Source organism: Virgibacillus sp. NKC19-3 (genome assembly GCF_019837165.1).
GTDB lineage: Bacteria > Bacillota > Bacilli > Bacillales > Amphibacillaceae > Virgibacillus_L > Virgibacillus_L saliphilus.
This window is the reverse complement of the sequence record NZ_JAGYHC010000001.1, coordinates 1,396,879-1,410,050: the sequence shown is the minus strand read 5'-3', so window position 1 is coordinate 1,410,050 and position 13,172 is coordinate 1,396,879. Positions and strand designations below refer to the sequence as shown.

11 protein-coding genes and 1 pseudogene are annotated in these 13,172 nt (G+C 39.5%); 2 read left to right on the top strand and 10 right to left on the bottom strand.

Annotated elements, in window-relative coordinates; all coding sequences use genetic code 11:
* Positions 1 to 56: 56 nt before the first annotated feature.
* On the bottom strand, positions 57 to 935 hold the full coding sequence (locus KFZ56_RS06985; protein ID WP_222641137.1) for a fumarylacetoacetate hydrolase family protein: 879 nt from the start codon (positions 933 to 935) through the stop codon (positions 57 to 59).
* A gap of 444 nt (positions 936 to 1,379) precedes the next feature.
* Here KFZ56_RS06985 and KFZ56_RS06980 point away from each other — a divergent pair, with 444 nt between their 5' ends.
* A complete protein-coding gene (locus KFZ56_RS06980) occupies positions 1,380 to 2,150 on the top strand; it encodes an NRDE family protein (RefSeq protein WP_222641136.1) in 771 nt (256 codons plus the stop codon).
* Between the two features lie 54 nt (positions 2,151 to 2,204).
* On the opposite strand, the gene KFZ56_RS06975 is transcribed toward KFZ56_RS06980, so the two are convergent.
* Together KFZ56_RS06975 and proB are read right to left on the bottom strand one after the other, a co-directional pair.
* The gene (locus tag KFZ56_RS06975) at positions 2,205 to 3,452 is read right to left on the bottom strand and encodes a glutamate-5-semialdehyde dehydrogenase (protein WP_222641134.1); all 1,248 of its coding nucleotides are present in this window, start codon (positions 3,450 to 3,452) and stop codon (positions 2,205 to 2,207) included.
* Between the two features lies 1 nt (position 3,453).
* Complete coding sequence (proB, locus tag KFZ56_RS06970) at positions 3,454 to 4,551, bottom strand: glutamate 5-kinase (RefSeq protein WP_222641133.1); 1,098 nt, start codon at positions 4,549 to 4,551, stop codon at positions 3,454 to 3,456.
* A 398-nt stretch (positions 4,552 to 4,949) separates the two neighbouring features.
* Here proB and serA point away from each other — a divergent pair, with 398 nt between their 5' ends.
* Positions 4,950 to 6,536 (top strand): phosphoglycerate dehydrogenase, encoded by a 1,587-nt coding sequence (gene serA, locus KFZ56_RS06965; protein WP_222641132.1) that lies wholly within the window; start codon positions 4,950 to 4,952, stop codon positions 6,534 to 6,536.
* 39 nt (positions 6,537 to 6,575) lie between these two features.
* Here serA and KFZ56_RS06960 read toward each other — a convergent pair whose 3' ends face one another.
* The 7 genes and pseudogenes from KFZ56_RS06960 to KFZ56_RS06930 form a co-directional block, all read right to left on the bottom strand.
* Positions 6,576 to 7,361, bottom strand: a complete 786-nt coding sequence (locus KFZ56_RS06960; RefSeq protein WP_222641130.1) for an HAD family hydrolase — start codon at positions 7,359 to 7,361, stop codon at positions 6,576 to 6,578.
* 86 nt (positions 7,362 to 7,447) lie between these two features.
* The gene (locus KFZ56_RS06955) at positions 7,448 to 8,101 is read right to left on the bottom strand and encodes a carboxymuconolactone decarboxylase family protein (protein WP_222641129.1); all 654 of its coding nucleotides are present in this window, start codon (positions 8,099 to 8,101) and stop codon (positions 7,448 to 7,450) included.
* 203 nt (positions 8,102 to 8,304) lie between these two features.
* Entirely contained in the window at positions 8,305 to 9,438 is a 1,134-nt protein-coding gene (tnpB, locus tag KFZ56_RS06950; protein ID WP_222641128.1) for an IS200/IS605 family element RNA-guided endonuclease TnpB, read from the bottom strand.
* 88 nt (positions 9,439 to 9,526) lie between these two features.
* Positions 9,527 to 9,651 (bottom strand): annotated as a pseudogene (locus KFZ56_RS20020) (transposase); the annotation flags it as partial.
* A gap of 392 nt (positions 9,652 to 10,043) precedes the next feature.
* Complete coding sequence (locus KFZ56_RS19800; protein WP_222641126.1) at positions 10,044 to 11,273, bottom strand: 3D domain-containing protein; 1,230 nt, start codon at positions 11,271 to 11,273, stop codon at positions 10,044 to 10,046.
* 294 nt (positions 11,274 to 11,567) lie between these two features.
* On the bottom strand, positions 11,568 to 11,999 hold the full coding sequence (locus KFZ56_RS06935; protein WP_222641125.1) for a universal stress protein: 432 nt from the start codon (positions 11,997 to 11,999) through the stop codon (positions 11,568 to 11,570).
* A gap of 202 nt (positions 12,000 to 12,201) precedes the next feature.
* On the bottom strand, positions 12,202 to 12,999 hold the full coding sequence (locus tag KFZ56_RS06930) for a SurA N-terminal domain-containing protein (RefSeq protein WP_222641123.1): 798 nt from the start codon (positions 12,997 to 12,999) through the stop codon (positions 12,202 to 12,204).
* Positions 13,000 to 13,172: the final 173 nt, after the last annotated feature.

Sequence of the window (13,172 nt, the reverse complement as noted above, 5' to 3'; positions counted from 1 at the left end):
GTATTAATACAAGAACCATAAGCCCCATTTACAATGTATGATACCAGATTATGACTCTATTTCAATTTTAAGTCTTTCACCTCATTCACCAATGGGGCAAATCCGTCAATATGACATTCAACAACATCCCCATCACGAATAACAACCGCTCCGGGAGTCCCTGTAGAAATAATATCTCCAGGTAACAGCTTCATGACCTTAGAATGAAATGAAACAAGGTTCCATGGAAGAAATGTCATGTTAGACACGATATTCTTACGATGAAGTCCACCATTAATAACTGTAGATACATTTAAATCATGAACATCCTCAACCTCGTCAACTGTCACCAATTCCGGACCAAAACTGAAAAAAGTATCAAAGCTTTTCGAACGCGTCAGATAACGAGGATTTTTTTCTAAAATATCCTCCGCAGTCATATCTATGACTGTTGTAAAACCAGCAATAACAGAAGGAACATCCTCCTCAGGAACCTCTTTGCATTCCTTTCCAATAATGATGCCTAATTCCGCCTCAGCTGTAGTTCGTTCCGACTGAAAAGGGATATTAATCGTTTCATGTGGACCAATAATTGTCGTATCTGGCTTCATGAAACTTGCCGGTTCGGTACTTGGCGCCTTCTCACTTAGATCAGCGGCATGATCCACATAGTTCAAACCAATCCCCCAAATCTTTCCCGGCTTTCGATACAGTGGTTGGAATTTTACCTCTTCAATTGATAAAAGGTTTTCTGATAGTTTATCGATTTGATTTTGTCCTTCTGCGCTTCCCCAATTTTTCAGGGCATCCAATTGATTATTTTGAATAAGTTCAAAAATCGATGTCGGCCATTTCATACCAAGTTTCTCGTTAATTGTGTCAATCTTTAAAAGTCCTTTTTTTAATACAAGCACTGCTGTTTCTTTTCCATTTTGATTTATTGTTGCTAAGCGCATTGCTATTCATCCCCTTTTATTCTCTATTATGACAAATGAATTACTTACCGATCTTCCTTCCATTTAGAGGGAAGATCTCGAAGGACAGATCCCATTTTTGACATAGCCTTTTCAATGTTTTCATAGGAATTGGCAAAGGAAATTCTGATATATCCCTCCCCATATTTTGTCACATTACTGCTTTTACTTAATTTCATTTGAACCGCTTTATCTCATTCTGCCATTATAATGAATTATTACATATTTTAGCATAATTTAGAAGATAACTGTATGCAACGTACATAGAACATAACACGGGATAACTATGTATACCACACTTCCAAAAATGAACTCTCATTTATAACCCTGTCGCCTGATAATCAGCACTCCATTCATACCAGCACTATTCCATCGACAGTCCCCTCTCCCCTCACGTATAATACTCTCTAAAGGAGGCTTACAGCAATGTGTTTAATCAACCTACACGTTAACAACCACCCAAATTATAAATTAATCGTTGCCGCGAACCGAGATGAGTTTTACGAGCGTCCTACTGCACCTGCCCATCTTTGGGAAGACGAACCGCAAATTCTGGCAGGACGGGATTTAATTCAGATGGGAACTTGGCTTGGTGTTACAAAGCAAGGACGTTTTGCAGCATTAACGAATTTTCGTGATCCGGAACACATGCAACCAGGCACATTTTCCCGTGGAGAAATCGCTAAAAATTACTTGTCAACAGATGTTTCTCCTGAGGAATTCCTTCACACTTTAAAGCAAGATAAAGCTAAATATGTGGGTTTCAATGTAATACTCGGCAATACTGAGCAATTATTCCATTATAATAATGTCCATAACGAAATAACCGAAATACCAGCTGGCACCCATGGACTAAGCAACGACACGCTAAATACCCCATGGCCAAAAGTAACCAAGGGAAAGAAGAAATTGCGGGAATATGTTATGAACCAAAAAGAAATCCAACCGAATAAATTATTTGAAATCGTCTCTGATACGGAAGAAGCACACATTGGGGATTTACCGAAGACAGGCGTCGGATTAGACTTTGAACGGAAATTGTCCCCCTTGTTTATCCGAACTCCTGATTACGGCACACGCTCTTCTACTGTTCTACTTGTCGACAAACAAGATAACGTCCTGTTCCATGAGCGTACTTTTGATCAGGGAGAATTAAAAAAGGAAAATCACTTTTCATTTCGAATAGAAAATTTCTAACGATTCATGATAAAGCGAACAGCCCACTGACTGTTCGCTCCGAACCCTTCCTATTTAATTACGAATCTGTCCGTTCCCACGGATGAAAAATTTGCTCGACGTTAATGCAGGTAATCCCATAGGTCCTCTTGCATGCAGTTTCTGAGTACTGATCCCAATTTCTGCACCATAGCCGAATTCGAATCCATCTGTGAATCTGGTAGAAGCATTATGATAAACAGCTGTTGCGTCCACTTGTTGTAGGAAAATCACCGCTTGTTGATCGTCTTCTGTGATAATGGCCTCCGAATGCCTAGTCCCGAATGTATTGATATGAGCTATCGCTTCCTCATTATTTTCTACTACTTTTACGCTGACAGTAAGTCCAAGATATTCACGTCCCCAATCCGCCTCTGTTGCTGGATTTGCTTGAGGAAACATCTCACAAACGCTTTCGTCCCCGTAAATCTCCAGGTTACTTTCATAGAGTTTAGTCAGGAACTCGAACCCATATTGTTCGAACCATTTCGATTGAATCAAAATCGATTCAATCGCATTACAAACCGATGGTCGTTGCAGTTTCGCATTTAACACAATTTCCTCTGCCATTTCTTTCTGAGCAGTTGCTTCAATGAAAATATGACAATTACCAGCGCCTGTTTCAATGACCGGCACCGTTGATTCACGTACAACGGTATCAATCAAATTTTTCCCACCCCTTGGAATCAGTACATCCAAATAATCATTTAACTGGAAGAATGCTTTGGCCGTTTCCCTATTTGTATCCTCGATTAATTGAACCCCATCCACAGGCAGTGCGCTTTTTTCCAATGCACGGTGGATCGATTGTACAAGAGCTATATTGGAGAATGTAGCTGAGGAACTGCCCCGTAACATGACGGCATTCCCTGTTTTCAAGGTGAGCGCTGCCGCATCAATCGTCACATTCGGCCTTGCCTCATAGATCATTCCAATAACACCGATAGGAACGCGTCGTTTTTCAATTTGCAGTCCATTGTCTTTTTCAATCGTTTCAAGTAACTGCCCGACCGGATCCTCAAGCGCAGCTACCTGCTTAATTGCAGTAGCCATATCTTTTATTCGTGTTTCATTCAACATAATCCGGTCAAGTACCGCTTCAGTCAGTCTTTTCGCTTTTCCAGTATGGATATCCTTCTCGTTTTCCTGTAAAATAGTCGCTTGATCTGTAATAAGCTGATCTGCAATGACATGTAGTGCAGCATTTTTTTCTTCCGTCGTTACTCCTGTTAATAAAAAACTGGCCTTTTTTGCTGCCTTTCCTTTTTGTTGTACTTCTGTCATGTTATTCACTCCCCATTTTCACCCATCCATCGCGATGGATAATTTCAGCAGATTTTACTACGTCACTTCTGTCTTCGTTTTTTTCGACTGTTTTTTTTAATTTCTCGGACGAACAATTAATTTCACCTTTCCCTAAAAATCCACTGATGCCGTACACATTGACCACATCCCCTTTATGGAATGTACCTTTTACATTAAAAACACCTGCAGGCAATAAGCTTTTTCCATTATACAAAATAGCTTCTTCGGCCCCCTGATCTACATAAATAGCCCCAGCAGTTTCAGAGTGCAACGCGATCCATTGTTTTCGTGTGTTAACAGCTGAGTGCCGACTTGCAATATAGGTGCCGTCCCCATTTCCTTGTAAAATATCTAACAATTTTTGATAGCCTTCTCCGTAACCAATAAATACTGGAACACCAAGAGTCATAGCCGTTTTTGCAGCTAAAAGCTTGGACTTCATCCCACCGGTTCCAACTTTGGAACCGGAATCTTCAGTTCTATTCAACTTGTCATCCGAAATATCATCCAAAAAATCAATCCTGTTGGCAAGTGGGTCTTTCCTAGGATTTCCATCATAAAGTCCATTAATATCTGTTAAAATAATCAGCTGATCTGCATGAACAAAGCCGCTGACAAGTGCGGAAAGCATATCATTATCCCCAAAAGTTAACTCTTCCACCGAAACCGTGTCATTTTCATTAATAATAGGTAAAACCCCGCGATCCAATAATTCTGTAATCGTGGCAAAAGCATTTTTGTAGCGTTCTCGATTGGAAAAGTCATTCCTTGTTAATAAAAGTTGCGCAGAGGAGAGATTAAATTCCTTAAATTTTTCAATATATGTTTGTATCAATAACCCCTGCCCTACAGCCGCTGCCGCTTGCTTCCCCTTGATGGTAACAGGCCTGGAGGAATAACCTAATCCAGAAAATCCCGCCGCAACCGCACCCGATGTTACTAAAATAACATCATGATTTTCCTGACGAAGTGTGGCAAGCGCATGGATATGTTCATATAATTGTTCCTGATCGATTTCCCCTCGTTCATTTGTTAATGAACTACTACCAATTTTGACAACAATTCGCTTTTTGCTCATATGGCATTACTCCTAGAAATATAAATATAAAAAAGCCCATTCATCCCGTATAAAAAAGGACGAAAGAGCTTTGCTTCCGCGGTACCACCATTATTGAATGTTAAAAACACATTCCGCTTCACTTCTATAACGCTGAAGATCGCGCCCATCCAGGGACTAGGAAGGCAGGTTCTGTGGCCTATTTGTATGCAGAATCTTTCAGCTCATAAATTCTGCTCTCTTCTCACAACCGTTTCCACATACTAATCCTTCGTGAACGTTCGTTTATTCGTATATAATGCTATTATAAGAGATTTCCCCTAAAAGTCAAGGCGCAAAATATTGACATTAAACCTACATCTGATATGATGAAAGATAATTTTATATGATTAAAAATCTTCACCAAAGGAGGGGGCATCATGACTTTTCATATATTAATTGCAGATCCTTTAAGCGAAGAAGGCATTCAGCCACTTCGCGAAACAAAAAACATGAATATTGTTATTGACACAAACGCAACAGCCGAAGAATTAGCCGTTAAGATTAAAGATTTTGATGCTTTATTAGTACGCAGTCAAACGCAAGTAACAAGTGAATTAATCCGCCATGCTTCCAATTTGAAAATAATTGGTCGTGCTGGTGTCGGGGTAGATAATATTGACCTGGATGCTGCAACAGAACATGGTATTATCGTTGTAAATGCACCGAATGGAAATACCAATTCAGCCGCTGAACATACGATGGCTATGCTTATGTCTTTATCCAGAAAAATCCCCCAAGCCTTTCATGCACTTAAACATCAGCAATGGGACCGAAAAAAATATATGGGCATCGAATTAAAAAATAAAACACTTGGCGTAGTTGGACTAGGAAGAATTGGTGCAGAAGTTGCAAGCCGAGCAAAGGGACAACGGATGAATGTCATCGCATATGATCCATTTTTGACGGCGGAAAAGGCAGACAAAATGGGAATTGACTATGGAACGTTGCAAGATGTCTTAAAAGCAGCAGATTTTATTACCGTACATACACCACTGTTAAAAGAAACCAAACATTTGCTTAATACCGAAGCCTTTCAGATTATGAAAGACGGTGTACAAATCATCAATTGCGCCCGTGGAGGAATCATTGACGAAGAAGCGTTATATGAGGCAATCCTCTCGGGAAAAGTAGCCGGTGCGGCAATGGATGTTTTTGAAAAGGAACCATTCCTTGACCATAAATTATTAGATTTACCGGAAGTGATTGCTACCCCACATCTGGGAGGCAGTACGATTGAGGCACAGGAAAATGTAGCCATCGATGTCAGTTGTGATGTTGTTGCCTTTTTAACCGGCGGATCGGTCAAAAATCCTGTTAATCTCCCTTCTGTACCTAGAGAAATTATGAATAAAATTGAACCCTATTTCAATCTTGCCGAAAAGCTGGGTTCATTTCTCATCGATTTAACAGAAGAAGTAGCTGAAGAAGTAAACATCTATTATTCTGGCGATTTGTCTGAAGTAGAAGTAGCGCCATTAAGCCGGAACACGATAAAAGGGTTATTGCAACGCTATCTTGGTGACCATGTAAACGATGTAAATGCCCTTTATTTTGCAGAAAGAAAAGGGATAACCGTACATGAAAGTAAAACTTCTGCCACAAAAGGTTTCACTAATCTTCTCACTGTAGAAATGAAAACCAAATCCGGGAATAGAAAAGTTTCCGGAACCCTATTAAATGGCTTAGGACCACGCATTGTGAAAGTAGATGATTACAGTGTTGACGTAACACCCGTAGGACACATTGTCGTCATTCATCACCTGGACCAACCAGGGGTTATCGGCAGAATGGGATCCCTATTGGCGCAACATGAGATCAATATCGCTACGATGCAGGTGGACAGATCCAATATCGGTGGAAATGCCATCATGGTGCTGACCGTTGACAAGCATATGGAAGAAAAAGAACTAGAAGCATTAAAAGAACTCGATGAGATTTATGAAGTGACAGCGATAGATTTATAAGCAGAAGCACACAGTAGATTTACACTGTGCGCTTCTTGTTTAGCACCTATTTTTTACCAGTGGCACTAACTCTTCCAATTCGGTGATTTCATAAGTCGGGATAACTTCATTTGCAACTTTTTGTTTACGATTGACCCAAACAGAATCTATTCCTGCACGTGACGCCCCAAGAATATCTGTCATCAAGTTATCCCCAACCATTAGTGCCTCATCCTTTTGAATAGAAAGAAGCTCCAGTGCATGCTCAAAAATAGTCGGGGCTGGCTTCCCCTTCCCGAAATCCCCTGAGATAACAATATGGTCAAAATACGGCGCAAGTTCCGGTGTAATATTCAGTTTTGTCTGCTGCAAGTCAGGGGAACCATTGGTGAGCAACAGTAATTGATAGTTCCTTGTTAACTGATCCAACACACGAAATGTATCGTTATACACAAAGGGCTTTTCCTTGCGAATCACAGGAAACGTCGAAGCCAGTTCATAGGCAAACGCTGGATTATCAATGCCGGAATCTTTCAGTCCTCGCGTCCATGCTTCCTCTCGGTAGGCAGGAGCAATCTCCCTCATTTTACGAAAAGATTCCCCTTCATCCGCAAAATTCCCCCATAGCCCTTCGAAAGCACTAATGCCAATCATCGTAGTAAAATCATATGTATCATAAGAGGCATATAACGTCTCGGCATTTTTCCGTACATTTGCTTCCAATAAAGCCGGATCAATCGCATACCTTTCCGCAGCAAGCTGACAAGTTGCTTTGAAAGCCTCTTTGATGCTTTTCTCATCCCAAAGTAATGTATCATCCAGATCAAATAGAATAGCTTTGATCAATAGCGTATCTCCTCTCCAAAGAAGTACGAAGACAGTTCTTCTGCTTCACAACAAGCAGAAGAATCCGCCCACGTATTCTTTCTTACTTATTCTCCGTAACTCTCAATCATATTAGCCATATGTGCGTAAGCCCCGCCTGCAAGTAGAGCAGACGTCACAAGTACCGCTTCGGCTAATTCTTCATCGGTTGCTCCAGCTTGATCCGCATTTTTTGTATGAACATCGATGCAATATGGGCACTGGGTTCCATGAGCTACCGCTACTCCAATTATTTCTTTGAATTTCTCGCTTAATGTTCCAGCTTTCATTGCTGCTGTATTAAAACCAGAATATCCCTTAAAACCTTCAGGAGCATACTTACCTAAATTGCCAAGTCTTTCTAGATTGGAGCGCGTATATAGTGCGTCTTGTGCTTCCTCATTTTTTGCATTTGGAATATGAGTACTATGGGTTACTGCACCACCTGCCTCCAGAGCTGCCACCACAAATACAGCTTCCGTCAGTTCTTCAAGTGTAGCTCCCGCTGCTTTTGCGTTCTGTGTATGCGAATCAATGCAGTACGGACATTGAGTAACATGAGCTACTGCTACAGCAATGATTTCTTTCTCTTTTTTCGTTAGTGCTCCCTCTTTTAAAACGGCTTCATTAAAGGCGCCGAAAGCTTGCATCTGTTCAGGAGCAAGATCTTTTAATTGATTTAAATGAGCCATATGACTTTTTTGATATAAATTTTGAGACATGATAAAATTTCCCTTCTTTTAAAATTAAGTTTTCCTAACGCCAAATTTCTCTCTTGAACTACCCCCACTTATCGACCTTGCGGTAGATTGAAGTGGGAGATTCTTGGGAACAGAGCATACTTGTTAACGTATTTCTTTGTCAACAGCGGTGTCTCTTATGGACCAAGCTACCCCCGTAGATTCCTACGGTTCTATATTTTTATTTAAGTCAAAGCTAATGTTCGTAAGCCTTCGACCAATATGTTTTTACTAGCATTTACATCTCTGTCATGATGTTCATGGCAAACAGGGCAAGTCCAATCCCTTATTTCAAGCGATTTTTTCCCGTCTTGATGTCCACAACCGGAACATACTTGACTAGATGGAAACCATCTACTTATTTTCACAATTGTTTTACCGTACCACTTCGCTTTGTATTCTAATTTAGTTACAAAAGCAGACCATGACACATCAGAGATGGATTTTGCTAACTTATGATTACGTAACATTCCTTTGATATTCAAATCTTCGATACAGATAATATCGTGGTTTTTGATTATTTCTGTACTTAACTTGTGAAGGAAGTCTTCACGTTGGTTCATCAATCTTTCGTGCAATCTAGCAACTTTTATCTTTTGTTTCTGATAGTTTTTTGCATCAAGAAGGTTCATACCATTCTTTTTAGCATGTAACGCACGTCTTGACAGTTTTCGCTGTTCCCGTTTTAGTTTCATTTCCATGTTTGAGGTAAAATTATGATTGTCAAACTTGCGGCCATCTGAAAGAATGGCAAAATCAGTAATACCTAAGTCTATGCCAATAGATGATTCCGTTTTCTCCAATGGTTGTACTTCTACTTCTGCAAGAATAGATACGAAATAGTTGCCACTGGGATTCCGTCTAATCGTTGCATTAAAAATACGCCCTTGCACGTCACGACTTTTGGCAAAACGTACAAGACCAAGTTTTGGCAACTTGATTCTATTACCTACAATGGCAATATTCCCATTCGTATGCTTGGTTGTATAGGATTGTACTTTATGCTTTTTAGACTTAAATCGTGGTACCTTATTTTGTTTCTTGAAAAAACGACTATAGGAATCAGCAAGGCTTTTAAGTGATGACTGAATAGCAATGCTGTCCACTTCTTTTAACCAAAACAATTCCTTTTTTAGCTGTGTAAGTTTCGCTGAACACGAATGATAAGTCAATCCTTTACCTGTTTCTTTGTAAACATCGTTCCATTGTGCTAGAAAATGATTGAATACAAAGCGAGAACAACCGATTGTTTTAGAGATTAGGATTTCTTGTTCTTTATTTGGATAGATACGAAACTTATATCCTTTATGGACTCGCATTGCTTCCGCCTCCCTTCATTCCTTGATTTTCAATATATTTCATGACTACATGGATGGGAGAAACACCAGTAGTTCGTCAGCAAAAACTTCTTGACCAAATATCCTTAGCATAGTCAGATGCCTTGTCACCAAGACTTTTCTACGATATTTCTCAACTAGAACAAGATGGTAATACATGAAGAATACGGAATGGTTATTGCTATCTAATTTCATTCTAAGTCAGCTTTTCCCTTATCTAAGACGGATGATATCATTAAGATATTAAGGGAGCGGCAAAAAACCTTTAGGCTATCGCCTAACCTTCATTCATCTCCCCCCTTATCGTTGAGCTTTGCCCTTCACACGATTGAAGAGGGAGTCTTCTGTCGGAAAACGATAAACGATTTCTTTTGTATGTGGTAATTTCAAGGGGAGATCTGTATCGCTAGAAATCACATCTATACGTACTCCCGTTATTTATTTAATACTAACATAGTTTTGACTATTAAATGGAAGAATGTGCTTGTAAGTTTTATATTCATTTTTAAAACCATTGATTCAAAGAAAAAAGGAAAACACCTTATTATTAAAGATGTTTTCCTTTTTATTTTAACTTTATTTAACTATTAATCTACTACAGTTACATTAACGGTACGTGTGCCCCAGTTAATAGCTTCTTCATGAGTTGGAACATGAACGTCAATTTTATTACCGTTAATTGCACCGCCGATATCTCCAGCTACTGCATGACCATAGCCTTCAACGTACACTTCACTACCTAGTGGAATAACGCTTGGATCAACAGCAATTACCTTTTCATTTGGATTTGCTTTTAAATCAATACCTGTCGATGTAACACCAGAGCATCCTTCACAACTAGCTGTATATGCCGTAGAAGCTACAGAGAATGTTTCACCATTTGCAGCCTCACTCTGTGTATTATCTTCCGTATTAGACTGTGTTGTTTCGTTAGCTACCTCTTCGGCCTCTGCTGCCTCTTCAGCTTCTGCTGCTTCTTGTGCTTTTGCTGCTTCCTCAGCTTTTGCTGCCTCTTCAGCTTCTGCTACTTCTTGTGCTTTAGCTTCTTCCTCAGCTTTTGCTGCCTCTTCGGCTTCTGCTGCTTCTTGTGCTTTAGCTTCTTCCTCAGCTTTTGCTGCCTCTTCAGCTTCTTGTGCTTCTTGTGCTTTTGCTGCTTCCTCAGCTTTTGCTGCCTCTTCAGCTTCTGCTACTTCTTGTGCTTTAGCTTCTTCCTCGGCTTTTGCTGCCTCTTCAGCTTCTGCTGCTTCTTGTGCTTTTGCTGCTTCCTCGGCTTTTGCTGCCTCTTCAGCTTCTTGTGCTTCAGCTTCAGCTCTTGCTTCTTCCTCTGCCTTTGCTGCTTCTTCAGCTTCTGCCTCTTCCTGTGCTTTTGCTGCTGCCTCAGCTTCTACATCTTCACTTGGCTGATCACTTTCATCAGCTGACTTGTTATCAGGAACTGGAGTAACAGGGGCATCGTTCTGTTCACTATTTGTTTCTTTAATATTTAACATTTGACCAATAAAGAGAAAATCTGATTCAAGGTTATTCCATTCTTTCAAATCAGTTACCGCTACACCAAATTTACTTCCGATACCGGATAATGTGTCGCCTTTTTCTACTTTGTATTGTTCGTCAATGACTAGTGTTTGATTTGGGTGAATAAGCGATGACTGTAAATCATTTACATCAAATAAATTGTCAACAGTTGTGTTATGTTCATTTGCTATGCTCCATAAGCTATCACCTTTTTGAACCTGATATTCCGCGGCTGAAACATTTGTTAAACAAGAGCCAGCTACAATGACACCTGTAGCAACCGTAGCCACTATTTTTTTCACTATGTAGTCCCCCTTAAATTTTCGATACAACTCATAATAGCACAATCTTCCAGACACTAGGTTACATTAATATTAAAAGTATATTACAAACGGTATATAAAAGTAATAATTTAATAGTTTTCTAATATCAGATTATTTAATTGAATTTTATTAACTCATTCGAAAATATTCGGGAGGACTAGGAAAATGATCCACATGAGCAAGATAACAATGCAAAGTATTAGACACAAAAAAGCATGACCTTAAATTCAAGGTCATACTCTCACATGTATAAATTCCGCATACAAGGATATATTACTTAATTACCAAAACCCGACAGTTTGCATTTTGCACAATATTGTTGCTTACGCTGCCAAGAAATATTTTCCTCACATTACTAATACCACGGCTACCTACAATAATCAAATCGATCGCGTTATCGTTGGCATACTCGCAAACCTTTTCTCCGGGGTTTTTATGTTCACTAATTAGGACATCTGCTTCAATCGATATCCCTTCCGATTCAAATTCCTCTTTAATCTGTTGCATTTCTGGTCGAAAATTATCCGCTAGTTCTTTTTCAATATTTCGCTGCATGATTGCGTTGGTGCTGGGACCTGCTGGTCTGACGACAGAAATGACATGGATCTCGGTTTCAGGTTCCTGTTTTGCTTGATATTTTGCTTCGTGAATTGCTTGTTTGCTAAGGTAAGAACCATCATAAGCCACTAATATTTTTTTACCCATTTTGAACCCTCCTCAACAAATTAGCTACCATTACCTCTACCTATATTATACCATATTCTAAAGTAGATTAGTGAACTTTTCTGAAATATTTTCGAGTTTTACGTACTTTATATTTTTGCAAGGCATTTAAAAAACGACCATCAAATTGGGATACATCCTGATGGTCGTTTTTATTTAAATGTTACTTCGTTAATAATCTATGCTATGCTAAATGATTCGTAACGTCTGCATCTTCACGAAGTTGTTCAACGAGTGTTTCTGATGCTTCCATTTCTTTTTGACTCTTCACTTGTTCTTCAAGATCCGGTTTCATTTCGTCAAAAGATGGAACTTCGGCCTCTTCGCCATCTTCTCCACCCATTTGTTCTTGTTGTTCAGCAAACTGATCATATAGTTCTTCTAATTCTTCCTCGGTTGGCTCCGTATCTCCAGCCTCATCAGCAATAAGTTTATCTATTTTCACTTGCGTTTCAATCTGGGACATTATTTCTTCTTCATCCATCCCTTGTTCTTCCATAGCAGTCATGAACTCTTCTTTTGATTCAAGCTGATTCATTTCCACTAATTCATCAAGTGTTTCATCGACTTCTTCCTCAGAAGCATCATAATCACTATTATCTGCCTCCTGTATGAGTAGCTCAGTACCAATCATACTTTCGGCAACTTGTCCTTTTAATTGATCCTGGTCAACTTCTTCCCCCGTCATCTGTGATTGCATGGACGCTTGTTGGAATTGTCCTTGGTACGTCGTTTCAAATTCTTCTCCCGAAATTTCTTCTCCATTCACCTCTGCAACAACGTCAGGAATGCCTTCTAAGTCTGGCTCAGGCATTTCAGGAGCTGCCTCCTCACCTTCACCTTCCTCAGCAGATTCTTCCTCCTGTGTTTCTGCATCCTCATTATTATCTTCAGCTGACTCTTCTGTATCACCACATGCTGCCATTACAGCTATAAGTACAGCAAATGATAAACTTAACAACCATTTTTTATTCAATTTCATTCTCCTTTCTCTTTCATACAGTTTGGCACATTGTAACATATCTTTATTCGTTGTACACCTATTTATAATGTGTGCAACTATTTCCTTTTTATAAGTAATTTTTCTATATACTGTTATTGCGCCTTATACGTCCAATTTGATATGAAGAAAAAAATCAATACCGATGCTTGGAA

What these genes read in the sequence shown, in the direction of transcription:
- KFZ56_RS06985 (WP_222641137.1), bottom strand. Translation starts at nt 935, where the DNA reads ATGCGCTTAGCAACAATAAATCAAAATGGAAAAGAAACAGCAGTGCTT.
- KFZ56_RS06980 (WP_222641136.1), top strand. Translation starts at nt 1,380, where the DNA reads ATGTGTTTAATCAACCTACACGTTAACAACCACCCAAATTATAAATTA.
- KFZ56_RS06975 (WP_222641134.1), bottom strand. Translation starts at nt 3,452, where the DNA reads ATGACAGAAGTACAACAAAAAGGAAAGGCAGCAAAAAAGGCCAGTTTT.
- proB (WP_222641133.1), bottom strand. Translation starts at nt 4,551, where the DNA reads ATGAGCAAAAAGCGAATTGTTGTCAAAATTGGTAGTAGTTCATTAACA.
- serA (WP_222641132.1), top strand. Translation starts at nt 4,950, where the DNA reads ATGACTTTTCATATATTAATTGCAGATCCTTTAAGCGAAGAAGGCATT.
- KFZ56_RS06955 (WP_222641129.1), bottom strand. Translation starts at nt 8,101, where the DNA reads ATGTCTCAAAATTTATATCAAAAAAGTCATATGGCTCATTTAAATCAA.
- tnpB (WP_222641128.1), bottom strand. Translation starts at nt 9,438, where the DNA reads ATGCGAGTCCATAAAGGATATAAGTTTCGTATCTATCCAAATAAAGAA.
- KFZ56_RS06935 (WP_222641125.1), bottom strand. Translation starts at nt 11,999, where the DNA reads ATGGGTAAAAAAATATTAGTGGCTTATGATGGTTCTTACCTTAGCAAA.
- KFZ56_RS06930 (WP_222641123.1), bottom strand. Translation starts at nt 12,999, where the DNA reads ATGAAATTGAATAAAAAATGGTTGTTAAGTTTATCATTTGCTGTACTT.